Origin of the sequence: Enterobacter sp. ZOR0014, from assembly GCF_000798855.1 — a bacterium.
In the GTDB taxonomy this organism is placed as follows: domain Bacteria; phylum Pseudomonadota; class Gammaproteobacteria; order Enterobacterales; family Enterobacteriaceae; genus Enterobacter; species Enterobacter kobei.
Window position 1 is genome coordinate 1 of the sequence record NZ_JTLF01000173.1, and the last position, 24,690, is coordinate 24,690.

Annotated in this window: 25 protein-coding genes and 1 riboswitch; of the genes, 18 read left to right on the forward strand and 7 right to left on the reverse strand. The window is 57.2% G+C overall.

The features are described from left to right. Positions 1 to 23: 23 nt before the first annotated feature. The gene (locus tag L977_RS09095; protein WP_014885260.1) at positions 24 to 689 is read left to right on the forward strand and encodes a DUF1190 family protein; all 666 of its coding nucleotides are present in this window, start codon (positions 24 to 26) and stop codon (positions 687 to 689) included. A 2-nt stretch (positions 690 to 691) separates the two neighbouring features. Further along, entirely contained in the window at positions 692 to 1,852 is a 1,161-nt protein-coding gene (locus L977_RS09100; protein WP_047625622.1) for a glutathionylspermidine synthase family protein, read from the forward strand. A 79-nt stretch (positions 1,853 to 1,931) separates the two neighbouring features. Here the strand turns inward: L977_RS09100 and ygiD are convergent, their stop codons facing one another. Beyond that, positions 1,932 to 2,720 (reverse strand): 4,5-DOPA dioxygenase extradiol, encoded by a 789-nt coding sequence (ygiD, locus tag L977_RS09105; RefSeq protein ID WP_014885262.1) that lies wholly within the window; start codon positions 2,718 to 2,720, stop codon positions 1,932 to 1,934. A 523-nt stretch (positions 2,721 to 3,243) separates the two neighbouring features. Between ygiD and L977_RS09110 the strand changes: the two genes are divergently transcribed. From L977_RS09110 to L977_RS09125, 4 genes are all read left to right on the forward strand, one after another. Further along, on the forward strand, positions 3,244 to 3,804 hold the full coding sequence (locus L977_RS09110) for a fimbrial protein (protein WP_047625623.1): 561 nt from the start codon (positions 3,244 to 3,246) through the stop codon (positions 3,802 to 3,804). 75 nt (positions 3,805 to 3,879) lie between these two features. Continuing rightward, positions 3,880 to 6,318, forward strand: a complete 2,439-nt coding sequence (locus L977_RS09115) for a fimbria/pilus outer membrane usher protein (RefSeq protein WP_047625624.1) — start codon at positions 3,880 to 3,882, stop codon at positions 6,316 to 6,318. Between the two features lie 6 nt (positions 6,319 to 6,324). Next, positions 6,325 to 7,086: a fimbrial biogenesis chaperone gene (locus L977_RS09120; RefSeq protein ID WP_047625625.1), complete on the forward strand. Its 762-nt coding sequence runs from the start codon at positions 6,325 to 6,327 to the stop codon at positions 7,084 to 7,086. Then, positions 7,070 to 8,131 (forward strand): type 1 fimbrial protein, encoded by a 1,062-nt coding sequence (locus tag L977_RS09125; protein WP_014885266.1) that lies wholly within the window; start codon positions 7,070 to 7,072, stop codon positions 8,129 to 8,131. Before L977_RS09120 ends, L977_RS09125 begins: the two co-directional genes overlap by 17 nt. Positions 8,132 to 8,175: 44 nt before the next feature. Here L977_RS09125 and ribB read toward each other — a convergent pair whose 3' ends face one another. Continuing rightward, positions 8,176 to 8,829, reverse strand: a complete 654-nt coding sequence (gene ribB / locus L977_RS09130; protein ID WP_014885267.1) for a 3,4-dihydroxy-2-butanone-4-phosphate synthase — start codon at positions 8,827 to 8,829, stop codon at positions 8,176 to 8,178. A 106-nt stretch (positions 8,830 to 8,935) separates the two neighbouring features. Next, a riboswitch (FMN riboswitch) is annotated at positions 8,936 to 9,086 on the reverse strand. 119 nt (positions 9,087 to 9,205) lie between these two features. Between ribB and ubiK the strand changes: the two genes are divergently transcribed. Then, positions 9,206 to 9,502, forward strand: a complete 297-nt coding sequence (ubiK, locus tag L977_RS09135) for a ubiquinone biosynthesis accessory factor UbiK (protein ID WP_014885268.1) — start codon at positions 9,206 to 9,208, stop codon at positions 9,500 to 9,502. Positions 9,503 to 9,604: 102 nt separating this feature from the next. Here the strand turns inward: ubiK and hldE are convergent, their stop codons facing one another. The 3 genes from hldE to L977_RS09150 are packed head-to-tail and all read right to left on the reverse strand — an operon-like array spanning position 9,605 to position 15,254. Next, positions 9,605 to 11,035, reverse strand: coding sequence for a bifunctional D-glycero-beta-D-manno-heptose-7-phosphate kinase/D-glycero-beta-D-manno-heptose 1-phosphate adenylyltransferase HldE (gene hldE, locus L977_RS09140; RefSeq protein ID WP_023337812.1), 1,431 nt, complete (start codon positions 11,033 to 11,035; stop codon positions 9,605 to 9,607). Positions 11,036 to 11,075: 40 nt separating this feature from the next. Beyond that, the gene (gene glnE / locus L977_RS09145) at positions 11,076 to 13,931 is read right to left on the reverse strand and encodes a bifunctional [glutamate--ammonia ligase]-adenylyl-L-tyrosine phosphorylase/[glutamate--ammonia-ligase] adenylyltransferase (protein WP_047625626.1); all 2,856 of its coding nucleotides are present in this window, start codon (positions 13,929 to 13,931) and stop codon (positions 11,076 to 11,078) included. A gap of 21 nt (positions 13,932 to 13,952) precedes the next feature. Continuing rightward, positions 13,953 to 15,254 carry a CYTH domain-containing protein gene (locus L977_RS09150; protein ID WP_047625627.1) on the reverse strand — a complete coding sequence of 434 codons (1,302 nt, stop codon included), beginning with the start codon at positions 15,252 to 15,254 and terminating at the stop codon, positions 13,953 to 13,955. 229 nt (positions 15,255 to 15,483) lie between these two features. Here L977_RS09150 and L977_RS09155 point away from each other — a divergent pair, with 229 nt between their 5' ends. Further along, on the forward strand, positions 15,484 to 16,104 hold the full coding sequence (locus L977_RS09155; protein WP_014885272.1) for a TIGR04211 family SH3 domain-containing protein: 621 nt from the start codon (positions 15,484 to 15,486) through the stop codon (positions 16,102 to 16,104). 60 nt (positions 16,105 to 16,164) lie between these two features. After that, entirely contained in the window at positions 16,165 to 17,406 is a 1,242-nt protein-coding gene (locus L977_RS09160) for a multifunctional CCA addition/repair protein (RefSeq protein WP_014885273.1), read from the forward strand. A 13-nt stretch (positions 17,407 to 17,419) separates the two neighbouring features. Here L977_RS09160 and bacA read toward each other — a convergent pair whose 3' ends face one another. Together bacA and folB are read right to left on the reverse strand one after the other, a co-directional pair. Then, on the reverse strand, positions 17,420 to 18,241 hold the full coding sequence (gene bacA / locus L977_RS09165; protein WP_014885274.1) for an undecaprenyl-diphosphate phosphatase: 822 nt from the start codon (positions 18,239 to 18,241) through the stop codon (positions 17,420 to 17,422). 105 nt (positions 18,242 to 18,346) lie between these two features. Beyond that, the gene (gene folB, locus L977_RS09170; protein ID WP_014885275.1) at positions 18,347 to 18,715 is read right to left on the reverse strand and encodes a bifunctional dihydroneopterin aldolase/7,8-dihydroneopterin epimerase; all 369 of its coding nucleotides are present in this window, start codon (positions 18,713 to 18,715) and stop codon (positions 18,347 to 18,349) included. A 107-nt stretch (positions 18,716 to 18,822) separates the two neighbouring features. On the opposite strand from folB, the gene plsY reads away from it, so the two are divergent. From plsY to L977_RS09215, 9 genes are all read left to right on the forward strand, one after another. Then, a complete protein-coding gene (gene plsY / locus L977_RS09175; RefSeq protein ID WP_014833311.1) occupies positions 18,823 to 19,437 on the forward strand; it encodes a glycerol-3-phosphate 1-O-acyltransferase PlsY in 615 nt (204 codons plus the stop codon). A 111-nt stretch (positions 19,438 to 19,548) separates the two neighbouring features. Next, complete coding sequence (locus L977_RS09180) at positions 19,549 to 20,376, forward strand: urease accessory protein UreD (RefSeq protein ID WP_023338794.1); 828 nt, start codon at positions 19,549 to 19,551, stop codon at positions 20,374 to 20,376. A 10-nt stretch (positions 20,377 to 20,386) separates the two neighbouring features. Further along, positions 20,387 to 20,689 carry an urease subunit gamma gene (locus tag L977_RS09185; RefSeq protein ID WP_003862556.1) on the forward strand — a complete coding sequence of 101 codons (303 nt, stop codon included), beginning with the start codon at positions 20,387 to 20,389 and terminating at the stop codon, positions 20,687 to 20,689. A gap of 10 nt (positions 20,690 to 20,699) precedes the next feature. Further along, positions 20,700 to 21,014, forward strand: coding sequence for an urease subunit beta (locus L977_RS09190; RefSeq protein ID WP_014885277.1), 315 nt, complete (start codon positions 20,700 to 20,702; stop codon positions 21,012 to 21,014). Then, positions 21,007 to 22,710: an urease subunit alpha gene (ureC, locus tag L977_RS09195; protein WP_047625628.1), complete on the forward strand. Its 1,704-nt coding sequence runs from the start codon at positions 21,007 to 21,009 to the stop codon at positions 22,708 to 22,710. Before L977_RS09190 ends, ureC begins: the two co-directional genes overlap by 8 nt. Before the next feature lie 9 nt (positions 22,711 to 22,719). Beyond that, the gene (ureE, locus tag L977_RS09200) at positions 22,720 to 23,184 is read left to right on the forward strand and encodes an urease accessory protein UreE (RefSeq protein ID WP_023337818.1); all 465 of its coding nucleotides are present in this window, start codon (positions 22,720 to 22,722) and stop codon (positions 23,182 to 23,184) included. A gap of 9 nt (positions 23,185 to 23,193) precedes the next feature. Continuing rightward, positions 23,194 to 23,733, forward strand: a complete 540-nt coding sequence (locus L977_RS09205) for a HupE/UreJ family protein (RefSeq protein WP_032635533.1) — start codon at positions 23,194 to 23,196, stop codon at positions 23,731 to 23,733. Then, positions 23,733 to 24,407 (forward strand): urease accessory protein UreF, encoded by a 675-nt coding sequence (locus L977_RS09210; RefSeq protein WP_032635531.1) that lies wholly within the window; start codon positions 23,733 to 23,735, stop codon positions 24,405 to 24,407. The genes L977_RS09205 and L977_RS09210 overlap by 1 nt, the downstream gene beginning before the upstream one ends. 9 nt (positions 24,408 to 24,416) lie before the next feature. Next, positions 24,417 to 24,690: GTP-binding protein (locus L977_RS09215; protein ID WP_047625629.1), on the forward strand; the 274-nt coding region annotated here is incomplete at its 3' end.

The window sequence follows — 24,690 nt, forward strand, 5'->3', positions numbered from 1 at the left end:
CCACTGGGTCCTGGAAGACAAATATGAAACGGACAAAAACGATTAATCACGCGTCGTTCCGCAAAAGCTGGAATGCGCGCCACCTCACGCCCGTTGCGCTGGCGGTTACGGCTGTCTTTATGCTGGCAGGCTGTGAGAAAAACGACGAAACGGTTTCGCTGTATCAAAACGCAGATGACTGTTCCGCTGCAACCGGTCAGGCCGCAGAATGTAAGACGGCGTACACCAACGCGCTGAAAGAAGCGGAACGCACTGCGCCGAAGTATGCCTCACGTGAAGACTGTGTGGCGGAGTTTGGTGAAGGCCAGTGCCAGCAGACGCCAGCTCAGGCAGGTATGGCGCCGGAAAATCAGGCGCAGGCGCAGTCCAGCGGCAGCTTCTGGATGCCATTAATGGCAGGTTACATGATGGGCCGCCTGATGGGTGGCGGCGCGGGTTACCAGCAGCAGCCGCTGTTTAGCTCGAAAAACCCGGCCAGCCCGGCCTATGGTCAATATACCGATGCCAGCGGCAAAGGCTACGGCGCAGCAACCCCGGGCCGTACCGTGACCGTTCCGAAAACCGCAATGGCGCCGAAACCTGCGACCACCAACACCATTACTCGCGGTGGGTTTGGTGAGTCTGTGGCGAAACAGACCAGCATGCAGCGCAGTGCGTCAGGCACCTCTAGTCGCTCAATGGGCGGCTGATCATGGAACGAGTCAGTATTACCGAGCGCCCGGACTGGCGCGAAAAAGCGACCGAGTACGGGTTTAACTTCCACACCATGTACGGGGAACCGTACTGGTGTGAAGATGCTTACTACAAGCTCACGCTCGCTCAGGTGGAAAAGCTTGAAGACGTGACCGCAGAACTGCACCAGATGTGCCTGAAGGTGGTGGAGAAAGTCATCGACAGCGACGAGCTGATGACCAAATTCCGCATTCCAAAGCACACCTGGAGCTTTGTTCGTCAGTCATGGAAAACGAATCAGCCTTCGCTCTACTCTCGCCTCGATCTGGCATGGGACGGCGTGGGTGAGCCTAAGCTTCTGGAAAACAACGCGGATACGCCAACCTCTCTGTACGAGGCGGCATTCTTCCAGTGGATTTGGCTGGAAGATCAGATGAACGCCGGAAACCTGCCGGCAGGCAGCGACCAGTTCAACAGCCTGCAGGAGAAGCTTATCGCGCGTTTCGCCGAGCTGCGCGAGCAGTTTGGCTTCAACCTGCTGCACCTCGCCTGCTGCCGCGACACGGAAGAAGACCGTGGAACGGTGCAGTATCTGCAGGACTGTGCCGCCGAAGCCGACGTGGCGACTGAATTCCTTTATATCGAAGATATCGGTTTGGGAGAAAAAGGTCAGTTTACGGATATGCAGGATCAGGTGATCAGCAACCTCTTCAAGCTCTATCCGTGGGAATACATGCTGCGCGAAATGTTCTCCACCAAGCTGGAAGATGCGGGCGTGCGCTGGCTGGAGCCGGCATGGAAAAGCATTATCTCTAACAAAGCTCTGCTGCCGATGCTGTGGGAAATGTTCCCGAACCACTCAAACCTGCTGCCAGCGTATTTTGCAGAAGATGATTTCCCGCCGATGGAGAAATACGTCGTTAAGCCGATTTTCTCCCGCGAAGGCGCGAACGTGTCGATTATCGAAAACGGCAAAACGGTGGAAGCGGTTGAAGGACCGTACGGCGAAGAAGGGATGATCGTCCAGGCATTCTATCAACTGCCGAAGTTTGGCGACAGCTATACGCTGATTGGCAGCTGGCTGATTAACGACCAGCCCGCCGGGATTGGCATTCGCGAAGATCGCGCGCTTATCACGCAGGATCTGTCACGGTTCTATCCGCATATTTTTGTAGAGTAAGATCTGCCGGGTGGCGGCTTCGCCTGACCCGGCCTACGGTTTTGTAGGCCCGGTAAGCGTAGCGCCACCGGGCATGTTTTCACCCTACCTGCACCGACAGCATACTCAAACTACCCATCTCAATACCATCGACCGGGAGTGTCACCGGCTCCTGACCATCCCACGCGCCAAGAACGTACAGCAGCGGCAGGAAGTGTTCCGGCGTCGGGTTAGAGAGCGAACCGCCTTCGTGATCCAGATAGTTCACTAACGGGTGCTCTTCACCCGGTCCCTGCCAGGTCAGATTGGCTTTCACGTAATCGTTGAAAGCAGTAGCCCACGGGTACGGCGTATTTTCACCGTGCCAGCGTGCCGTGCGCAGGTTATGCACCACGTTGCCGCTCGCCACCAGCATGATGCCTTCATCACGCAGCGTCGCCAGCTTACGCCCCATTTCCAGATGCCAGGCTGCCGGTTTGGTGCTGTCGATGCTGAGCTGCACCATCGGGATATCCGCATCAGGATACATTTTAATCAGCACGCCCCACGAGCCGTGGTCAAAGCCCCAGGCCTCTTTATCCAGCGCTACAGGAACAGGCGCCAGCAGTTCGACCAGACGCTCTGCCAGTGCAGGCGAGCCCGGTGCCGGATAGTGCGTGTCATAAAGCGCCTGCGGGAAGCCGCCAAAATCATGTATGGTTTTTGGCGTTTCCATGGCGGTCACGCCCGTTCCCCGGGTGAACCAGTGTGCAGATACCACCACAATCGCTTTCGGCCGCGGCAACGTCTCCCCCAGCTGACGCCAGGCGCGGGTATAGACGTTGTCTTCGAGAACATTCATTGGGCTTCCGTGGCCTATAAACAGGGCGGGCATACGGGAAGAAGTCATGATGATATCCTTACAGAAGGTGTTAATTTAATGGTGCTACATTACGCGCAATCTGGCGCAGATGAACGCAGATAAGCATGAAGATCATCATCAGGAAATTTGAACATCCGGAACAACATAAGAAAAAATGAATGTCAGTGATGAGATTGAACCTGATTCAGCGCCAGGCAGCAGGCATCGGCGGTGGCAAACATACTAAAAATTAATAAATTCAATGAAAAAATAGTACTCACTGATAGTCTCTTTTTTTTACACGTATTTTTACATTTATTTATTTCCTGAAAGTCAACTTTTAAATAAGACATTATTATCGCTAATATGACCTTTGTTTCACGCGACTGAAAAATCCATTTTTCGCTGTTAATCCGATACTAAAGATCACTTCAGATTATATTTTAATGTTGACTACATTTATTTTTAAGAGCAATTAATCGCACTCACTCTTTTTTCACAGGTATAATCTCATGGTAATTTTCTGAAAATTAATATTCAGAGTATGAATTCATTGGAAAAGGATATTTTCATGCATGCAGGTAAAAAAGCACTGTTAGCCGTTGCGATGGCGACAATTATCTCTGGTTCAGCATTTGCCGCCGATCAGGGCTCCGGGAAAATTAAATTTAAAGGCGTTGTTATTGACGCGCCTTGCAGCATTGCACCAGACAGCGTTGATAAAGAGGTGGATCTCGGCGAAGTGACCACCGCCGTCATCAATGCAAACAAGAAGTCCACCCCCGTAGCGGTAGATATTAACCTGCAGAACTGCGTTCTGTCAGATCCCGACGATGAGACGGCGACGCCAATAACCAAAGTGGAAGTGACGTTCAGCAGCACCGCCACCTACGCATCAGATACCAGCCTTCTGAGCAACACCTATGCAAGCGGTGCTGAAAACGTCGGTGTCCGTCTGCTGGACAACGACGAAGCAAACATCACCCTTGGCTCGGCAAAAACGGTGGATCTGCTGCCTAATTCAGACACCCAGACGCTGCACTTTAAAGCGCGCATGGAAGTGCCAACAGGTACCACTGCCACCGCGGGCCAGGTTGAAGCTAACGCCAACTATGTGCTGATGTATAAATAACGATTAAACATGATCCGTTATACCGACTGGTGATGTTTACCAGTCGGCTTTTTTATTTATTCGAGTAACAGAATGATGAAAAATAAATCACAATCGATAATCATCATTACTGCCATCTTGCTTGCGCACGCCGTCTCTGCCACTGAATTTAATATTAATGCTATCGATAAAGATTTAAGGTCGGGCATTGATCTTTCTCGCTTTAAAGAAGAGACGTCCGTTACGCCAGGACGTTATTTTGTCACCGTCGCGATCAACGATATTCCACTGGCAAACGGCTGGGAACTGACCTGGAAAGAGGTTGATAACAAAGCCGAAGTCTGTATTCCCGCAGAACTGGCAGACACCTTTGGCTTGCAGGACACTATTCGTCAGACCCTAACGCTTAAACAGGGCTGCGTGGATTTTACCCCGCAGGCGGATATTAAATTCCGCTTCGAGCAATCAACCCAAACGCTGCACGTCACCGTACCTCAGGCCATGATGCAATTTCGTCCGAACGACTGGATGCCCCCCTCCACCTGGGACAACGGCGTGGCCGGCGTGCTGCTGGACTACAACCTCTTTGCCAGCCATTATCAGCCGCAGGAAGGTAGCAGCACGGATAACGCGAACGCCTACGGTACCGCAGGTGCCAACCTGGGTGCATGGCGGCTACGTAGCGATTATCAGTACAATCAAACGCATGCCGAGGGAGGGTCAACCCATAACGGCCGCTTCTCACGCGTCTATATGTTCCGTCCTCTGCCGACGCTTGGCGCGAAACTGACGCTGGGTGAGACAGACTTTCAGTCCGCTATCTTTGATGCCTTTACCTATACCGGGGCGTCGCTGGTCAGCGATGAGCGCATGCTGCCCTGGTCTCTTCGCGGCTATGCACCGCAAATCGCCGGGATTGCGCAAACTAATGCCACCGTCACGGTGAGTCTCGCCGACCGCGTGATTTATCAAACTAAGGTGCCACCCGGCCCGTTTGTCATTCAGGATTTGAACCAATCCGTCCAGGGCACGCTGGACGTTAAAATTACCGAAGACGATGGCCGCGTGAGCACGTTTCAGGTGTCCGCCGCCTCCGTGCCCTTCCTGACGCGCAAGGGCCAGGTTCGCTACAAGCTTGCCGTGGGCAAACCCCGCGAAGATGCATCGCATGCCCTTGAAGACAGTGCCTTTATGAGCGGCGAGTTCTCGTGGGGCCTGTTCTCCAACACCTCACTGTACGGCGGCACGCTCGCCGATGGCGATAACTATCGCTCCATCGCAGCGGGCATCGGGCAAAACCTCGCGCTGATCGGGGCCCTCTCCTTCGATGTGACCCAGGCGACCAGCCAGCTCCCGAACAAGCCCTCTCAGACGGGTTACAGCTATCGCTTCAACTACAGCAAACGCTTTGATACCACGGGAAGCCAGCTTACCCTGGCCAGCTACCGCTACTCCGACCCGCAATTCCTCAGCTACGCACGCTTCCTGGACAGCGAAAATAATGACAGCCAGTCGGAAAAACAGACGTTTAGCATCACGGCCAGCCAGTACATTCCCGCGCTGTCACTCAATCTCTACCTTAGCCTGCTCCGGCAAACCTGGTGGGACGAAGCGCCATCCAATACGGGCAGCCTGACCGCGGGGTATAACTTCGATCTGGGCCGCTGGAAAAACCTTGGCGTTTCGGCATCGTTCAGCAAAACCCACTATGAAGATCGCGAGGACGACAATCAGTTCTACCTGTCTCTCAGCGTGCCGCTGGATCCTGACCATCGCCTCAGCTATTACCTGCGCAACAGCGACAACCTGAGCCAGACCCTCTCGTGGTACGACACCTCTGATAAGAACAACACCTGGGGCGTTTCTGCCGGTACCGAAAGTCAGCAGACCGATGCAGGCGCGCAGTTCAGCGGAAACTACCAGCACTACTCCCCGCTCGGCGATCTCAACGTTTCCGGAAGTTATAAGGCGAATGACTACAGCTCCCTCAGCGCCAGCTGGAATGGGTCATTCACCGGTACGGCAAAAGGCATGGCCCTGCACCGCCGCAGCTACGGCAACGAACCGCGTGTCATGGTGAGCACGGACGGCATCAGCAATATTCCGCTAAACATGTCGCGTGACCAGACCAACGCTTTCGGGATCGGGGTGCTTCCTTCATTCTCCAGCTACTCACCGTCAAGCGTGCAGGTCAACCTGAACGATCTCCCCGAAGGCGTAGACGTGGATAACCGCGTCATGACCTCGACCTGGACAGAAGGGGCCATCGGCTACCGCCAGATCGCCACCCGGGCAGGAAATGATGTTCTGGGCATCCTGCGAACCGCATCAGGCATGCCGCCGCTGGGCGCGCGCGTCCAGATGGCGGATAGCGGTAAAGACGTGAGTATCGTCGCCGACGAGGGCCATGTCTGGCTGGGTGCCGTACAGCCCGAGCAGCAATTCCTGGTAACCTGGGGCGACGCCAGCCAGTGTCGCTTCACGCTACCTTCACACCTCACTAACCTTTCGCAGCTTATGCTGCCGTGTCAGTAAATTATGATGAAACTCACTCCACTGAAAAGCCTGTGCCTGATGTTGATCGGTACAGCATTCGCCAGCCAGGCGGCCATTAATCTGGATCGTACCCGCATCGTCTTTCCCGAAACCGACAAGGCCAGCAGCCTGAAGGTCGATAACCAGAGCAAAACGCTCCCCTATCTTGCGCTCTCCTGGATCGAAGACGAAAACGGTCGTAAGGAAGACAGCCACTTTATGGCGCTTCCTCCGATCCAGCGCATTGAACCCGGATCGTCATCCCAGGTCAGGATCGTGAAGCAGGCGGCCACCAACGCGCTGCCAAAAGATCGGGAATCGCTCTTCTACTTCAACCTGCGCGAAGTGCCACCAAAAAGCGACAGCCTCGACGATGATCGCAGCGTCATGCAGGTCGCCATGCAGAGCCGTATCAAGCTGTTCTGGCGCCCGAAGGCTATCGTGAAAAAAGCAGGCGATCGTTCTGAAATGCGCATGGAGGTGACGGCAACGGCAAAAGGGCTGACAATTCATAACCCTACACCTTATTACCTCACCCTCGCCTGGCTAAGCAAAAATGGTAAAACCATGCTGCCCGGCTTTGACAGCCTGATGCTGGCACCCTTTGCCAGCGCCTCTGTCACCACCGGTGGCTATCACGGCAGCTATTACAGCATTGGTTATATCGACGATTACGGCGCACTGCGAAAGCTTGACGCGACCTGTCAGGGGACGTCGATCTGCCAACTTAAGGATGCGAAGGCCACAAGCGATGCGAAAGCTCACTAATGTTTTGATCGCGATGCTGCTGGCGCTGCTGCCCTTAAAAGCCGCGCTGGCGCTCGATTGCTATCTGGGCGCTCAGGGCGGCCCGGTGGAAGAGACAAAAACGATCAGTCCGTTTGCTATCCCCAGCAATGCACAGGTGGGGCAAAAGATCTGGGAATCTGACGACATTAAAATCCCGGTCACCTGTAACCACGATGTAGCCGGCAGCTTCGAAAAAGAGGACGTCTATGCCTGGGTCAACCCCTATCCAGCCGCTTCCGACCCTTACTACGAGCTGGGGGTCACCTATGAAGGCATGGATTATGACGCGACGGGGCAGCCAAACGGCGTAGATACCCGCCAGTGCCTTGATAATAACAACATCACCATGTACACCCCGGAACAAATTAAGCAAATGGGGTGGGAGAACCGGCTATGCTCAGGCAATGCCAATGATATTCACACCACGCGCACGTTCATTGCCCGACTGCGCCTTTACGTTCGTATAAAGGCCGTTCCGCCGCACGGCTACAAAAGTTCGCTGGGGGACTACGTCGTGGTGCAGTTTGACGGAAAAGGCGGGGTTAACCAGATGGCCGATGCAAAAAACCTCAAGTACCACATTAACGGGTTAGAAAACATTACCGTCCTCGACTGCGGCGCAACCTTCAGTATTTATCCTGAGAACCAGGAGATTGATTTCGGTACCTTCAGTGCTCGCGACATCGTGAATCAGCAAACGCGCAACCGCACCTTTACGGTTAAAACCACGAAAGTGCAGGACGCCCAGTGTTCAGATGGCTTTAAAATGGACTCATCGTTTTACACGACGGAGTCGCTCTCCGAAAACGATACTGCCCTGTTGATTGGAAATGGCTTAAAGCTACGTATCCTCAATGGAACCCAGCCTTATACCTTCAACCACTACGAAGAGTATGCGGATTTCACCGGGAGTACGTTGAACTATGAACAAACCTATACCGCGGAGCTCTCCCCCGACGCGGGAAAAGCCATTCAGTCAGGTCCGTTCGAAACGGTGGTGCTGTTTAAAATTAACTACCACTAGCCACAAAAAAGCCGGGTTTCCCCGGCTTTTTCACATCAGCGGTTTCAGCTGGCTTTGCGCTCGTGCGCCTGGCGGTACTCCACCAGATCTTCAATCGTGACTACCGGCATGTTGTGCAGACGCGCAAAGGTGATGCACTCCGGCGCGCGCGCCATGGTGCCATCATCGTTGGTCAATTCACACAGCACGCCAGCAGGTTTAAAGCCTGCCAGGGTCACCAGATCGATAGTCGCTTCGGTATGACCACCACGGGTCAGCACGCCGCCCGGCTGCGCACGCAGCGGGAAGACGTGGCCAGGACGGTGCAGATCGGAGGGTTTCGCCCCATCCGCAATGGCTGCACGCACGGTGGTCAAACGGTCAGCCGCCGACACACCAGTAGTCACGCCATGTGCAGCTTCAATGGTCACGGTAAAACCGGTCCCGAAGGCGCTGGTGTTGTTTTCAACCATCATTGGCAGATCAAGCTGCTGGCGGCGTTCTTCGTTGATACACAGGCATACGATGCCGCTACCGTGACGGATGGTCAGCGCCATCTGCTCAACGGTCATGTTTTCGGCAGCGAAAATCATGTCGCCTTCGTTTTCACGGTTTTCATCGTCAAGCACCATCACACCGCGGCCTTCGCGCAGTGCATCCAGTGCATGTTCAACACGTTGAATTGAAGTGCCAAAAGAGGAAAGTAGCGTCTGATTCATGGTAAAAAAACCTCATTAACATTATGGTTACCAGAATCAGGGCAGTCTTAGGAGCGCCGAACAAGCGGCAAAAAGATAACGTGAGCGGGCCCATGCCCGACTGGATCGTTACTCTCTCCCATCCGGACTCTAACCGTCGGCCCCGGAATTACACCGGATCTGCTGACCTTTGAGTAGTCACCCAAAGCGCTCGCGGGCTTTCAGCGTGAAGCTGATTTACCGCCGGTGGGGAATTTCGCCCCGCCCTGAGAATAAGCGAGATAACTATAACGCTATTGATTATGCTGGGCAATGCATAAGCATCAAACAATTTTGTTTACCCCGGGCATGACGCGCTACAATGGACACTGACACCTTTCCATCAAGGGAAACGACAATGATTGACCCAAAGAAAATTGAGCAAATTGCGCGTCAGGTTCATGAATCCATGCCAAAAGGCATTCGTGAATTTGGTGATGACGTTGAGAAGAAAATCCGCCAGACGCTGCAGGCGCAGTTGGTTCGCCTTGATTTAGTTAGCCGCGAAGAGTTCGACGTGCAGACGCAGGTTCTGCTGCGCACCCGCGAGAAGCTGGCGCTGCTGGAACAGCGTCTGAGCGAGCTGGAAAACCGTCATGCACCGGAAGAAGTGAAGCCGGCACCGGCGATTCCACCGGTGGATGATCAGGCATAAGTGCGGCCTGTTGTGCCCGGTGGCGCTTCGCTTACCGGGCCTACATGATCGCGGCGCAGCCGCCACGCGACATGAAAAAAACGGGCCAACTGGCCCGTTTTTTTACTGACTGTCTTTCTGGATCTTCCTGATGATGTTGGTAGTTGAACATCCGTCCTCAAAGTTGAGCACCATCACTTCACCACCGTTGGCCCAGACCTCTTCGCTACCTGCGATTTGCTCCGGCTTGTAATCACCGCCTTTGACCAGCAGGTCCGGCAGAATGCCAGCAATCAGGCGCTGCGGGGTATCTTCTTCAAACGACACCACCCAGTCCACCGCTTCCAGCGCGCCGAGCACAATCATGCGCTGCTCCAGCGGGTTCACCGGACGTGTTTCGCCTTTCAGACGTTTGGTCGACGCATCGCTGTTGACCGCCACAATCAGACGATCGCCCAGCTTGCGCGCATTCGCCAGATAAGAGACGTGACCCGCATGAAGAATGTCGAACACGCCGTTGGTCATCACCACTTTCTCGCCGCGTTTACGCGCAGCGGCAACAGCCACTTTCAGCTCGTCTTCGGTCATGACGCCAAAACCGGTGTCGGCACGCCCGCGCACCGCGTTTTCCAGCTCGATAGGGGAAACGGTTGAGGTCCCGAGTTTGCCGACGACCACACCCGCCGCAGCGTTCGCGAAGTAGCAGGCCTCTTCCAGGGAGTTACCCGCTGCCAGCGTCGCCGCCAGCACGCCGATCACCGTATCACCGGCACCGGTCACGTCGTACACTTCCTGCGCCTGGGTTGGCATATGTAGCGGCGCTTTGCCCGGCTGCAGCAGCGTCATCCCCTGCTCGGAGCGGGTCACCAGCAGCGCAGACAGCTCGAAGTCAGCAATGATCTTCATGCCGCGTTCAACCAGTTCTTCTTCGGTTTTGCACTTGCCCGCCACCGCTTCGAACTCAGAGAGGTTTGGCGTCAGCAGCGTCGCGCCGCGATAGCGCTCAAAATCGGTGCCTTTCGGGTCAATCAGCACCGGCACGTTAGCCTTACGCGCCAGCTGAATCATCGTCTGCACGCTCGCCAGCGCACCTTTAGCGTAGTCGGAAAGCACCAGCGCACCGATATTACCCAGCGCCTGGTTAATGCGCTCGTGCAGCGGCTCAGGATCAACGCCTTCAAACCCTTCTTCAAAGTCGAGGCGGATCAGCTGCTGGTTGCGCGACAGCACGCGCAGCTTGGTAATCGTTGGGTGGGTCGGAACAGAAACGAAGTCGCACTTCACGTTCACGTCCGCCAGCGACTTGCTCAGCGCACGCGCCGCATCGTCGATGCCGGTCAGGCCAACCAGACGCGACTGTGCGCCCAGGGAGGCAATGTTCATCGCCACGTTTGCCGCGCCGCCGGGACGCTCTTCAATGGTGTCGACCTTAACCACCGGTACCGGCGCTTCCGGAGAGATACGGCTGGTTGGCCCATACCAGTAGCGATCCAGCATCACATCCCCGACAACCATTACTCCAGCACGTTCAAACTCTGGCAGTGTTACTTTCATTCCTGACTCCAGAAAGATTCACAATTTGCGCGCGATAATATCACACTTGATTTGTTACGCACGGCTCCACCAGCCATTTCTGCCAGCTTGCCGTCACCTGGGCGCGCTCTGCGGCAAAACAGTCCAGCGCGACATGTCCCGGCTGCTCCTGCAACGCCAGGTGATGAAGTTCATCGCGCAGCGTGGTGTAGGCGCGGGTTAAGGCCTGCGCCTCTTGCTCGTCCATAATATCGTTTTGCGCCAGCAGTTCCAGAATGCGCACGTTATCCGACCAGCGCGTCAGCTTCGGCTTATCGTGTGCGTGCAGCAGCACCAGATACTGAGTGATAAATTCAATATCGGTAATACCACCCTCGTCGGCTTTAATATCAAAGCGATCGCGATGCTTATTGCCCAGATGCGCGCGCATTTTCTCGCGCATCTCGCGCACCTCGGTCTGCAACGTACTGCCCTCGCGCGGGGTGGTCATGACCGCCCTGCGAATCGCATCGAACTGCGCGTGCAGCTGCGGATCGCCATAGACCACGCGGGCACGCACCAGCGCCTGATGCTCCCACGTCCAGGCTTCGTTTTTCTGATAATCGGCGAAGGATTCCGTTGAGGTCACCAGCATGCCCGCCGCGCCGGACGGGCGCAGGCGCGCATCCACTTCATACAGAATGCCGGACGAAGTGCGGGTGCTGAACAGGTGCATAATGCGCTGGGCCAGGCGCAGATAGAACTGACGCCCGTCGATTTCGCGCTCGCCGTCGGTCATCACGTCCGCCGGGCAATCATGCAGGAAGATCAAATCCAGATCGGAACTGTATCCCAGCTCCCAGCCGCCGAGCTTGCCGTAACCCACCACCGCGAAGCCGCGCCCTTCTCGATCGGCCAGATGTTTTGGCTGACCGTAGCGGGCCACCATCTGCACCCACGCCTGCTGGACAACCGCGTCAATAATCGCTTCCGCAAGCCAGGTTAAGTGATCGCTCACTTTCATCACCGGCAGCGTTCCGGCAATATCGGCCGCCGCCACACGCAGCATCTGTGCCTGTTTAAACTGGCGCAGCGCCTCCAGCTGTTGTTCTTCGTCCTCTTCAGGCACGCGCAGCAAATACTGGCGCAGCTCGTCACGATACGCATCCGTCGCCGTCGGCTGATAGAGCGTGTTCGGGTCGAGCAGTTCGTCCAGCAGCAGCGGGTAACGCGCCAGCTTGTTCGCCACCATCGGCGACGCGGCGCAGAGCGTTATCAGGTGCTTCAGCGCGCCCGGAAACTCGCTCAATAGCTCAAGATAGGTGGTACGCGTGATAATCCCGCTCAGCAGCGGCATCATGCGCGACAGCGGCACCGGCGCGTCTTCTCGCGAGCAGACCTCGCTCAGCAGATGCGGCATCAGATGATCCAGCACCTGACGACCGCGCGGCCCGATGGCGCGTTTGTTCAGTTCGAGACGGAAATCGGCAATTAAGGCCACCACACGATGGCGGGCATCATCGCTTAAGTGCGTCAGCACCGGCGTGGTGTCATCTTCCTGGAGCGCATCCTGCCACAGCTCGCGCCAGTGCTCGGAGAGCGCATCATCCGGGGATTCACTTTCATCGTCGCCAATCAGATCGTTAAAGATGCGGCGCACGCCTGCCATGTGTGCGTCCAGCGTTTCGGTCAGTGCCGCCCAGTCGTCCGCAACCATGCCCCAGGCCAGACGCGCCCGGTTCAGCTCATCGCCCGGCAATGTCTGCGTCTGCTCGTCATTGATGCTTTGCAGCAAATTTTCCAGACGGCGCAGGAAAAGATAGGCTTCGCGCAGGGTTTGCGCGTCGCCGTCCGGCAGCAGGTGCAGTTGCTCAATGGCGCTCAGCGTCGGCAGGAGCGAGCGCGACTGCAGCGACGGCTCTCGCCCGCCGCGAATGAGCTGGAAGACCTGAACGATAAATTCAATTTCACGAATGCCGCCCGCGCCGAGCTTAATATTGTCCTTCAGCCCACGGCGGCGGACCTCGCGGGCAATCATCCCTTTCATATTACGCAGAGACTGGATCACGCTGAAATCAATGTAGCGGCGGAAAACGAACGGGCGCAGCATGGCGCGAAGTTCGTTAGCATAAGCGTCGTCGCTGTCGCCCATGATCCGCGCTTTGACCATTGCGTAACGCTCCCAGTCGCGCCCCTGCTCCTGGTAATAATCCTCCAGCGCGGCAAAGCTCAGCACCAGTGGACCGCTGTCGCCAAACGGGCGCAGGCGCATGTCCACGCGGTAGACAAAGCCGTCCTGCGTCGGCTGGTCCAGTGCCTTGATCAGACGCTGGCCGAGGCGGGTAAAGAACTGGGCGTTGTCCAGCTCGCGGCGCCCGCCGCGCGTCGAGCCGTTTTCCGGCCAGGCAAAAATCAGGTCGATATCTGAGGAGAAGTTCAGCTCGCAACCGCCCAGCTTCCCCATCCCCAGAATCAACAGCGGCTGCGGAACCCCTTCTTCACTGCACGGCGTGCCCCACTCTTTACAGCAGGCGGCGTAGAGCCAGTCTCGCGCGGCGATGATCAGCGTTTGCGCCAGCTCGCTCAACTGCTGCAACGTACTCTCTTCGCTCACCAGCGCCAGCGACTGCGCCCAGGCAATGCGTACCATCACCCGGCGGCGAAACTGACGCAGAACGCGCATCAGCGTCGCTTCATCAGCCACATCTGCCAGCGCGGCTTGCAGCCAGCTGGCATACTGCCGCCACTCGTTCGCCTGCGGCGGTGCGCTCTCCAGCTCTGCCAGCCAGTCCGGGTTGGCACTCACACTTTCCTGAACAAAATCACTGAACGTGAGCACGCTTTTGGCCTGCTCACTTAACGATGACGCCGGTAAAGACTCGGGCAGACGCTCGCAAACGGTCTGCCAGTGCTGCTGTAACTGCGAAGAAATCGGCATATCAGGGGTTCCTTGCCAGAATTAACGTTTTCCGCTGTGCAGCCAGTACGGATCCTGCGAAATGGCCTCGTTGCGGAAATGCTCGATCTCAATCTGCTGACGGGTTTCAATGGCATGCTTGAGCCCCTGCCAGTTTTCCAGCCAGGCCTGCGCCTTCACGCCCTCATACGCCCCCGACAGCAGCAACATGCTGTCGATATTACGCGCCAGACGGGGAAGCTGATCGCCGTACTGGTCACCCAGCGGATGTGCGAAGGTCGTTCTCAGTTCGGCAGCGTGACGGGAAAGATGGATATCCGCGAAGCGTTTAAAATTATCCGCGATTTTGGTCTGCGCTTTTGCATCCAGGAAGCTGCGCCAGCCGCGCGTCACCAGAAACTCGGTCAGCGCCAGTTTTGCCGCGGCGTTTTGCGGGCTGTAGATCACCGTTTGCGCGGAGACATCGGAATGCATCAGCGTTTCAGTTTGGGTCAGCAGGTCACGTAAGTGAGCACTTGCTTTACGCGGTACGATACCGCCAAACAGTGCCAGGGCATGACGCACCAGCCCAATGGCGGCCAGCACCTGTTTGCTGGCATTTTTCACGTTACGCGCCCAGAGTTCCTCATGGTACTGCCATTGAGAGAGGGCCAGATCCAGCGCCGCTTCCATGCCCTGTTCAATGCTGGCCTTCGGAACAACACGCAGAATCGGGGTCTCTCTCAGCAGGCGTGGCGCATTCCCGGCCGCCAAATGGTAACCGCGCGCCGCTTTACTCAGGCTGCCCTGACGTAAACCCGGCTGGCTCACCAGCTTGCGCGCCAGTTTCAGCACGTCGCTCGCATCTCCTTCCAGCAGTTCCAGCTCCAGCTCGCAAATAGGCTCCTGGAACTCACCCGCCTTCACTTCGCCTAAATCCAGCGCGATTTCAATGCGGCTCTTACCTTCCGTCACCAGCCATTTCTCACGGCAAAAATCGGTACTGAACAGCGGCTGTACCTGCTCTGCCAGCGTGGCAGGCCGTTCACCTTCCGGCCAGACCTCCGCCGGGAAACGATCCAGCTCAAGTTCTGGCTTACTGATGTCGATATTGTATTCCGGGCGCTGGTGCAAACCGCCGACCACGCGGCCGGCGATTTTCATCGTCATCTCGTAGCGCCCGTTTGCGCCGCGGATGCGCAGCCCCATATCGTGGCTACGCAGCCAGTTGTCCGGCGTTTCGTAGTAGATGTTGAGCAACTGTACGGGTTCATGGTGCTCGCCGGAGAGCGTATGCAGATGCTGGCGGAGCGCGTCAACGCTGTCTTTTTCGACGATAAATTTTAATTCGATTTCCTGAGCCATAGCCTTGTACTTTTGCGGGCGTCACAGACGCGTCAATGAGGGCGAACTTCCTCGCCATTTGTTTGTCAGTACATAGTATTTTGCGCCAAATTGCCATGCAATGAGCAATTTGACGGGCGTAAATGTGTAGAGTCGTGACACAGATGATTCTGATTGCTGACGAATGCTTTGCGTAGAGACACTGTTGCCACTACTATCGTTCCACTATTTATGAAAATAACGACTAATGATGCTTAAATTACGCCTGATTGGACTTACTTTACTCGCTTTTAGCGCCGCAACCGCAGTGCACGCTGAAGAGAAGCGTTACGTTTCTGACGAACTGAACACCTGGGTACGCAGTGGCCCCGGAGATAATTATCGCCTCGTGGGCACGGTGAATGCCGGCGAGGAAGTAACCCTGTTACAGACCAACGCGGACACCAACTATGGTCAGGTTCGCGACAGTACCGGTCGTACTTCCTGGATCCCGCTGAAAGAGCTGAGCACCGTACCAAGCCTGCGCACGCGCGTTCCGGATCTGGAAAACCAGGTGAAGACCCTGACCGACAAGCTGAACAACATCGACGGTACCTGGAACCAGCGCACCGCAGAGATGCAGCAGAAAGTGGCACAGAGCGACAGCGTGATTAACGGTCTGAAAGAAGAGAATCAAAAACTCAAAAACGAGCTGATCGTCGCGCAGAAAAAGGTAAACGCCGCGAATCTGCAGCTTGATGACAAGCAGCGCACCATCATCATGCAGTGGTTTATGTATGGCGGCGGCGTGCTGGGCGTGGGTCTGGTGCTGGGTCTGGTCCTGCCGCATCTTATCCCAAGCCGCAAGCGTAAAGACCGCTGGATGAACTAATTCGTCTTCTCTGCCAGACTTACGTATCATTCTGGAAAAGAGAAAACGGGAGAGTTGGGCGTGAAGAGTTATCTGGTCGGTGGTGCGGTACGTGATGCGTTGTTAGGTCTGCCGGTCAAAGATAAAGACTGGGTCGTCGTTGGCGCCACCCCGGAAGAGATGCTCGACGCGGGCTACCAGCAGGTAGGCCGCGATTTTCCCGTGTTTCTTCATCCGAAAAGCCGCGAAGAGTACGCTCTGGCGCGTACCGAACGGAAATCCGGCTCCGGCTATACGGGTTTCACCTGCTACGCCGCGCCGGATGTGACGCTGGAGCAGGATTTGCTGCGCCGCGATCTCACCATTAACGCCCTGGCACAGGACGAAAACGGCCATATCATCGATGCCTACGGCGGGCAGGATGACCTGCGCAACCGTCTTTTACGTCACGTCTCCCCGGCATTTTCTGAAGATCCGCTCCGCGTTCTGCGCGTGGCGCGCTTTGCCGCGCGTTACGCCCATCTGAGCTTCCGCATTGCGGATGAGACGATGGCGCTGATGACGGCCATGACCGAGGCGGGCGAATTAGAACACCTGACGCCGGAGCGCGTCTGGAAAGAGACGGAAAATGCCCTGACCACCCGCAACCCACAGGTCTTTTTCCAGGTCCTGCGTGACTGCGGCGCACTGAAGGTGCTGTTCCCTGAAATCGACGCGCTGTTTGGCGTACCCGCGCCGGCAAAATGGCATCCGGAAATTGATACCGGCGTGCACACGCTGATGACGCTGAGCATGGCGGCCATGCTCAGTCCTGAAGTAGACGTGCGTTTTTCCACCCTCTGCCACGATCTCGGCAAAGGCTTAACGCCGAAAGAATTCTGGCCACGGCATCATGGTCACGGCCCGGCAGGCGTAAAGCTGGTAGAAGGGCTTTGCCAGCGCCTGCGCGTGCCGAATGAGATCCGTGACCTGGCAAAACTGGTCGCTGAATTCCACGACCTGATCCACACCTTCCCGATCCTGAAACCCGCCACTATCGTGAAGCTGTTCGATAATATCGACGCCTGGCGCAAGCCGCAGCGCGTGGAGCAGATCGCACTCACCAGCGAAGCCGACGTTCGCGGCCGCACCGGGTTTGAAGCATCCGATTACCCTCAGGGGCGACTGCTGCGCGAAGCGTGGATTGTGGCAAAAGCGGTGCCGACGAAAGACGTTGTCGAGGCAGGATTTAAAGGCCCGGAAATTCGTGAAGAGCTGACGAAACGGCGAATTGAGGCCGTAACGGCGTGGAAGGAAAAACGTTGCCCTCAGCCGAAAGACTGAGGGCAGTGGGTCATCAGAAGAAGACCACGTAAACGGCAGCCGCGACAATAAAGCGGTAGATCGCGAACGGAATGAACGAGATACGCTTAATCAGCTGCAAGAAGGTTTTGATGGCAATCAGCGCCACGATAAAGGCGGTGACAAAGCCCACGGCAAACATCGGAATGTCACCCGTGGTCAGGAAGCCAATGCTTTTGTAGAGATCCAGCGCGGTGGCGCCCATCATCATTGGCACCGCCAGCAGGAACGAGAACTCCGACGCCGCGTAACGGCTCACGCCCATCAACATCCCGCCGGAAATCGTTGCCCCAGAACGGGAGAAGCCCGGCCACAGCGCCAGACACTGGAAGCAACCAATGATAAATGCCTGACGATACGTCATATCGTCCAGCCCTTCCGCACGCGGGGTTTTAGGCTTCAGCACTTCGGCAGCAATCAGCAGGAAGCCACCGACCACCAGCGCGTACATCACGTTAATAGGGTTAAACAGCGATTTGATGGCATCGTGGAAAACCAGGCCCAGCACCACTGCGGGGATCATCCCGAGCAGAATATGAATGAGCGTCAGGCGCCCCGAGCCTTCGCCTTCACGCTGCGGCAGACGGCCAAAGTGGATGCCGATCAGGCCAAACAGGCGACGCCAGAACATCACGACCACCGCCAGAATAGAACCGAGCTGAATGACGACTTCAAACGTCTTTGCGGTATCGCCTTCAAAGCCCAGCAGATGGCCAACGATAATCATATGGCCCGTACTGGAAACTGGCAAAAACTCCGTCAATCCTTCGACCACACCCAGTATTGCCGCCACCAGCAGCGAGTGCATATCGCTCATCTATAAACCCCTAAAAAGATATAAAAAAACGGTCGCCCCAACGGCTCCCGTGAAAGATACAGCTATAAGACCGATATAACCTAAAATGGTTTAGCAATTATGACGTTAAATCTTACCTTTCAGATTTGTGCCACGCTCGATAATCACGCCCACATTGGCCGCACGCGCTACCGCTCCCGGCTTGCTCAGCTTGATGCGCACCCACGGTGAGTTGAATTTGGTCAGCAGCAGTTCCGCCACCTCTTCCGCCACACGTTCCACCAGCGCAAAACGCTGTCCTTCCACATGGCCGATGACCGTTTCACTGATGTCGGCGTAGCTCAGACAGTCATTCACATCATCGCTTTTTGCTGACTTGCGGTTGTCCCAGCCCATTTCGATATCGAACACTAACTTCTGCTCGATGGTCTGTTCCCAGTCGTAAACACCAATTGTGGTGATTACCGAAAGTTGCTCTATAAATACAATATCCATCACGACCTGCCTGCTTTTTGGCTAAACCGGATACCACTTCCGGCGAATTATGCGTATTATCCACAGATGCTGAGAATACAGATACATTTTCAAAACGGAACAGCGTTATGAGTGCAATCGCGCCTGGAATGATCCTCCTCGCCTATCTTTGCGGCTCAATCTCCAGCGCCATTCTGGTCTGCCGCATTGCCGGGTTACCTGACCCGCGTGAAAGTGGTTCCGGGAATCCGGGAGCGACCAACGTACTTAGAATTGGCGGCAAGGGAGCAGCCGTAGCGGTTTTGATTTTTGATGTTCTGAAAGGGATGCTACCCGTCTGGGGCGCTTATGCGCTGGGCGTCACGCCGTTCTGGCTGGGGCTCATTGCGATTGCGGCCTGCGTCGGCCACATCTGGCCCGTTTTCTTCGGTTTTAAAGGTGGTAAAGGCGTTGCAACCGCCTTTGGCGCTATCGCCCCTATCGGCTGGGATCTTACCGGCGTAATGGCGGGCACCTGGCTGCTCACCATCTTGCTGAGCGGTTATTCCTCGCTCGGCGCCATCGTCAGCGCGCTCATTGCCCCGTTTTACGTCTGGTGGTTCAAACCCCAGTTCACCTTCCCGGTGTCAATGCTCTCCTGCCTGATCCTGCTGCGTCATCACGATAATATTCAGCGTCTGTGGCGTCGTCAGGAGACCAAAATCTGGACGAAGCTCAAGCGAAAGAAAAAAGATCCGGAGTAAAACGCGCAACGCCGGCAGCAGAAAACGTATCCATAAGCGACTCATATGACAGCCTTCATTTCCGCCAGGGCATACTGAAACGTATCCCGATGGTGTGGAAATGGATGCAGCATGTTAGCAGCTCAGGTCACTGATAATACGTATAAAGGCTGGCAGGCATCGCTTGCCCTGCTGTTTTGTCACACCCCTGAGAAAACCCTCCTGCACGCCGCCCACCACGTCGGGCCGCTCACCGTTCAACGCCCGTTTTATCCCGAAGGGGAAACCTGTCACCTCTATTTACTGCATCCGCCCGGCGGCATTGTGGGCGGCGATACGCTGGACATTTCCGTTCGGCTGGACGCCAAAAGCCACGCGCTTATCACCATGCCCGGCGCCAGTAAGTTCTATCGCAGCAGCGGCCCGCAGGCCTGTCTGAATCAACACTTTTATCTCGATGATGGATCCACGCTGGAGTGGCTGCCGCAAGATACCATCCTCTTTCCCGGTGCCAATGCCGCACTGCGCTCCGTCTTCCACCTGAAGGCCTCCAGCACGCTGCTGGCGTGGGAGTTGTATTGCCTGGGTCGCCCGGTAATCGGTGAAACCTTCAGCCACGGCACGCTGGAGAGCCGCCTTGAGGTCTGGGTAGACGATGAACCGCGCCTGATTGAGCGTCAGCACCTGAGCGACGGCGATCTTGCGCCCGTTGCCGGACATCCGTGGCTCGGCACGCTGCTGTTCTATCCGGCCGGGGAAACGCATCTTGATACGGTCCGCGAGCGCCTCGCACCGCTGGGAAATTATGCAGGTGCAACGCTTACCGACGATCTGCTGTCGGTGCGTTTCCTCTCCCACGATAACCTGATTTGCCAGCGGGTGATGCGCGACATCTGGCAGTCGCTTCGCCCGCTTCTCACCCCTAAAAATGCCTGTTCGCCGCGTATCTGGCAGACATAAGAGAAACGTTATGGAACTGACCCCCAGAGAAAAAGACAAGCTGTTGCTGTTCACCGCCGCGCTGGTTGCCGAACGCCGCCTTGCGCGCGGGGTTAAGCTCAATTATCCAGAATCGGTCGCGCTGATCAGCGCCTTTATTATGGAAGGCGCGCGCGATGGCGAAACCGTCGCCTCGCTGATGGAAGCGGGTCGTCACGTTCTGACGCGCGACCAGGTAATGGAGGGCGTACCGGAGATGATCCCGGATATTCAGGTGGAGGCCACCTTCCCGGACGGCTCCAAGCTCGTCACCGTCCACAATCCGATCGTCTAAGGAGCACGTCATGATCCCTGGCGAATACCAGATCCAGCCCGGCACGGTTGCCCTCAACGTCGGGCGTGAAACCCAACAAGTGATTGTTGAAAACCACGGCGACAGGCCGATACAGGTCGGATCGCACTATCACTTTTACGAGGTCAACCCGGCGCTGAAGTTCGACCGGGAAGCCACCAGAGGCTACCGGCTGAATATTCCGGCAGGCACCGCCGTGCGTTTCGAGCCCGGCCAGAAGCGGGAAGTCACGCTGGTACAGGTGACGGGCGCGCAGCGTATTTTCGGGTTTCGCGGCGAGGTGATGGGGGAGGTGAAAAATGGCTGACATTTCACGCCGGGCGTATGCCGATATGTTCGGCCCCACCACCGGCGATAAAGTGCGGCTGGCCGACAGCAAGCTATGGATCGAAGTGGAAGACGATCTCACGGTCTACGGTGAAGAGGTCAAATTCGGCGGCGGAAAGGTGATCCGCGACGGTATGGGCCAGGGGCAGATGACCGCCGACGACTGCGTGGATCTGGTGCTCACCAACGCGTTGATCGTCGATCACTGGGGGATCGTGAAAGCCGATATCGGCGTCAAGAACGGGCGGATCTTTGCCGTCGGTAAAGCCGGTAACCCGGATATTCAGCCCGGCGTGACGATCCCAATCGGCGCCGCAACGGAAGTGATTGCCGCCGAAGGGAAGATCGTGACCGCGGGCGGGATCGACACCCATATTCACTGGATCTGCCCGCAGCAGGCGGAAGAGGCGCTGGTTTCCGGCGTGACCACCATGATCGGCGGCGGCACCGGCCCTGCGGCGGGCACCAACGCCACCACCTGCACGCCAGGGCCGTGGTACATCGCGCGTATGCTGCAGGCAGCCGATACGCTACCAGTGAATATCGGCCTCCTCGGCAAAGGTAATGGCTCTAACCCGGACGCCCTGCGCGAGCAGGTCGCGGCTGGCGCCATTGGGCTGAAGATCCACGAAGACTGGGGCGCAACGCCCGCGGCGATCAACTGCTCGCTGGAGGTTGCCGAAGAGATGGATATTCAGGTGGCGCTGCACAGCGACACGCTGAACGAGTCCGGGTTTGTCGAGGACACGCTGGCCGCGATTGGCGGGCGCACCATCCACACCTTCCATACCGAAGGCGCGGGTGGCGGCCATGCGCCGGATATTATCACCGCCTGCGCGCATCCGAATATTCTGCCCTCCTCCACCAACCCGACGCTGCCCTACACGGTGAACACCATCGACGAACATCTCGACATGCTGATGGTCTGCCACCACCTCGACCCGGATATTGCCGAGGACGTGGCGTTTGCCGAGTCGCGCATTCGCCGGGAGACCATCGCCGCTGAAGACGTGCTGCACGATATCGGCGCGTTCTCGCTCACTTCGTCAGATTCACAGGCCATGGGCCGCGTGGGAGAAGTGATTATCCGTACCTGGCAGGTTGCGCACCGCATGAAGGTCCAGCGCGGCGCCCTGCCGGAAGAGACCGGCGATAACGACAACTTCCGCGTGAAGCGCTATGTCGCTAAGTACACCATCAACCCGGCGCTGACCCACGGCATCGCCCATGAGGTCGGTTCCATTGAGGCGGGCAAGCTGGCGGATCTGGTGGTCTGGTCACCGGCGTTTTTTGGCGTCAAACCTGCCACCATCGTCAAAGGTGGAATGATCGCCTGCGCGCCGATGGGCGATATTAACGCCTCGATCCCCACGCCGCAGCCGGTGCATTACCGCCCGATGTTTGGCGCGCTGGGTGCCGCGCGCCACGCCACCCGGCTGACGTTTATCTCCCAGGCCGCCAGCGCGAACGGCGTCCCGCAGCAGCTCAATCTGCAAAGCGCCACGGCGGTGGTGAAAGGCTGCCGGACGGTGAAGAAGACCGACATGATCCACAACGGTTTACTACCCAATATTACCGTCGATTCGCAAACCTACGAGGTGCGCGTCGACGGTGAACTGATAACCAGCGAACCGGCCGACGTTCTGCCGATGGCGCAACGCTATTTCCTGTTCTGAGGAGTGATGATGATCTATTTAACCCAACGCCTGGACCACGCGCACCCGATTACCGCCAGCGTCACGCTGCCGATTGACGTGCGGGTGAAAAGCCGCGCCCGCGTGGCGCTGAACGACGGCCGCGACGCCGGGCTGATGTTGCCGCGCGGCCTGCTGCTGCGCGGGGGCGACCTGCTGACGACAGACGACGGTAGTGAGGTCATCGAAGTGATCGCAGCGGCAGAGTCGGTCTCCGTGGTGCGCTGCGCCGACCCGTTCCTGCTCGCCCGCGCCTGCTACCACCTGGGCAACCGCCACGTGCCGCTGCAGATCATGCCCGGCGAATTGCGCTATCACCACGATCACGTTCTCGACGACATGCTGCGCCCGTTCGGGCTGGAGGTGACCTTCGACTCCCTGCCGTTTGAACCGGAAGCGGGCGCCTATGCCAGCGATGCCCACAGCCATAGCCACTCTCACGCTCATTCACATTAAGGATTAATTATGCGCAAGCTCCTCCCCCTGTTACTGCTGGCCTTTTCCGTTCCGGCGCTCGCCCATCCAGGCCATGGTGCCGACAGCTTCCAGGCCGGTTTTTTCCATCCCCTGACCGGGCTCGATCACCTGCTGATGCTTACCGGCGCGGGCGTGCTCTCGGCGCTGAGTGGCCGCAAACTCCTGCTACCGTTTGCCACTCTCGGGATGATGCTCGTTGGCGCTGTTGCAGGCAGTCTGCTCGGCGGATTTAGCGGCATGGAGATGCTGATTATCGCCTCGCTGGCGGTCTGCGGCGTGATGATGTTTAAAACTGAAAACCGTCTGCTGCTGGCGGTACCTGCTCTGGCGATGTTCCACGGCTGGGCACACGGTGTGGAGATGTCCGGCCACAGCTTCTGGCTCTTCACCAGCGGGTTTATGTTCGCCAGCGCCACGGTGCTGTGCGCCAGCTTCGCGGCAGGATTACTGCTGCGCCGTCATGACGGCCTGCGTAAAATGTTCGGCGGTGGGTTGATTGTCTCTGCCCTGCTGGCGTTGATGAGCTGATGGAGCACGCCCGCCAGTGGCTGCGCCTGATGCAGCTCTCCAGCAGTAGCCTGCCGGTTGGGTCGTTTACCTGGTCGCAGGGGCTGGAGTGGGCGGTAGAGGCAGGCTGGGTCACGGATGCCGACGCCTTTAAACGCTGGCAAATCCAGCAGATGGAGCAGAGCTTTTACTGCGTCGATCTGCCGCTCTTTACTCGCCTGTATCTCGCCTGCGAACAACAGGATTGGGTGGCGGCAAAACGCTGGACGGCATACCTGCTCGCCTGCCGGGAAACGCGCGAGCTGCGCGATGAGGAGCGCAACCGTGGCGCGGCCTTTACGCGCCTGATTAAAAGCTGGGAGCCTGACTGCCCGACTGAATGGCTGACACTGTGTATGCAGAGCCAGCTCTGCGGCATGGCGTGGCTCGGCGTGCGCTGGGACATTGGCGCGCGCGAACTGGCGCTCAGTCTCGGCTACAGCTGGATTGAGAGCGCGGTGATGGCGGGCGTTAAGCTGGTGCCGTTTGGGCAGCAGGCGGCGCAGCAGTTGATTATCGACCTGAGCGACCACTTCGCCGCCGGGTTCGAAGAGGCATTTTTACGTGACGACGACGCGCTTGGCGCAGCCACGCCGCTGTCTGCCATCGCCTCCGCGCGCCACGAAACACAATATTCACGACTATTCCGTTCCTGAGGAGTCAACATGGCTGATTACAAACATCCCCTGCGCGTCGGCGTCGGCGGCCCGGTAGGGTCGGGTAAAACCGCCCTGCTGGAAGCGCTCTGCAAGGCAATGCGCGATACATATCATCTTGCGGTAGTCACTAACGATATCTACACCAAAGAGGATCAGCGCATCCTGACCGAGGCGGGCGCACTGGACCCAGAGCGCATTGTTGGCGTGGAGACCGGCGGCTGCCCGCATACCGCCATCCGCGAAGATGCCTCGATGAACCTGGCGGCGGTGGAAGCGTTAA

Coding starts and splice junctions, on each gene's coding strand:
- L977_RS09095 (WP_014885260.1), top strand. CDS start 24: ATGAAACGGACAAAAACGATTAATCACGCGTCGTTCCGCAAAAGCTGG.
- L977_RS09100 (WP_047625622.1), top strand. CDS start 692: ATGGAACGAGTCAGTATTACCGAGCGCCCGGACTGGCGCGAAAAAGCG.
- ygiD (WP_014885262.1), bottom strand. CDS start 2,720: ATGACTTCTTCCCGTATGCCCGCCCTGTTTATAGGCCACGGAAGCCCA.
- L977_RS09110 (WP_047625623.1), top strand. CDS start 3,244: ATGCATGCAGGTAAAAAAGCACTGTTAGCCGTTGCGATGGCGACAATT.
- L977_RS09115 (WP_047625624.1), top strand. CDS start 3,880: ATGAAAAATAAATCACAATCGATAATCATCATTACTGCCATCTTGCTT.
- L977_RS09120 (WP_047625625.1), top strand. CDS start 6,325: ATGAAACTCACTCCACTGAAAAGCCTGTGCCTGATGTTGATCGGTACA.
- L977_RS09125 (WP_014885266.1), top strand. CDS start 7,070: ATGCGAAAGCTCACTAATGTTTTGATCGCGATGCTGCTGGCGCTGCTG.
- ribB (WP_014885267.1), bottom strand. CDS start 8,829: ATGAATCAGACGCTACTTTCCTCTTTTGGCACTTCAATTCAACGTGTT.
- ubiK (WP_014885268.1), top strand. CDS start 9,206: ATGATTGACCCAAAGAAAATTGAGCAAATTGCGCGTCAGGTTCATGAA.
- hldE (WP_023337812.1), bottom strand. CDS start 11,035: ATGAAAGTAACACTGCCAGAGTTTGAACGTGCTGGAGTAATGGTTGTC.
- glnE (WP_047625626.1), bottom strand. CDS start 13,931: ATGCCGATTTCTTCGCAGTTACAGCAGCACTGGCAGACCGTTTGCGAG.
- L977_RS09150 (WP_047625627.1), bottom strand. CDS start 15,254: ATGGCTCAGGAAATCGAATTAAAATTTATCGTCGAAAAAGACAGCGTT.
- L977_RS09155 (WP_014885272.1), top strand. CDS start 15,484: ATGCTTAAATTACGCCTGATTGGACTTACTTTACTCGCTTTTAGCGCC.
- bacA (WP_014885274.1), bottom strand. CDS start 18,241: ATGAGCGATATGCACTCGCTGCTGGTGGCGGCAATACTGGGTGTGGTC.
- folB (WP_014885275.1), bottom strand. CDS start 18,715: ATGGATATTGTATTTATAGAGCAACTTTCGGTAATCACCACAATTGGT.
- plsY (WP_014833311.1), top strand. CDS start 18,823: ATGAGTGCAATCGCGCCTGGAATGATCCTCCTCGCCTATCTTTGCGGC.
- L977_RS09180 (WP_023338794.1), top strand. CDS start 19,549: ATGTTAGCAGCTCAGGTCACTGATAATACGTATAAAGGCTGGCAGGCA.
- L977_RS09185 (WP_003862556.1), top strand. CDS start 20,387: ATGGAACTGACCCCCAGAGAAAAAGACAAGCTGTTGCTGTTCACCGCC.
- L977_RS09190 (WP_014885277.1), top strand. CDS start 20,700: ATGATCCCTGGCGAATACCAGATCCAGCCCGGCACGGTTGCCCTCAAC.
- ureC (WP_047625628.1), top strand. CDS start 21,007: ATGGCTGACATTTCACGCCGGGCGTATGCCGATATGTTCGGCCCCACC.
- ureE (WP_023337818.1), top strand. CDS start 22,720: ATGATCTATTTAACCCAACGCCTGGACCACGCGCACCCGATTACCGCC.
- L977_RS09205 (WP_032635533.1), top strand. CDS start 23,194: ATGCGCAAGCTCCTCCCCCTGTTACTGCTGGCCTTTTCCGTTCCGGCG.
- L977_RS09210 (WP_032635531.1), top strand. CDS start 23,733: ATGGAGCACGCCCGCCAGTGGCTGCGCCTGATGCAGCTCTCCAGCAGT.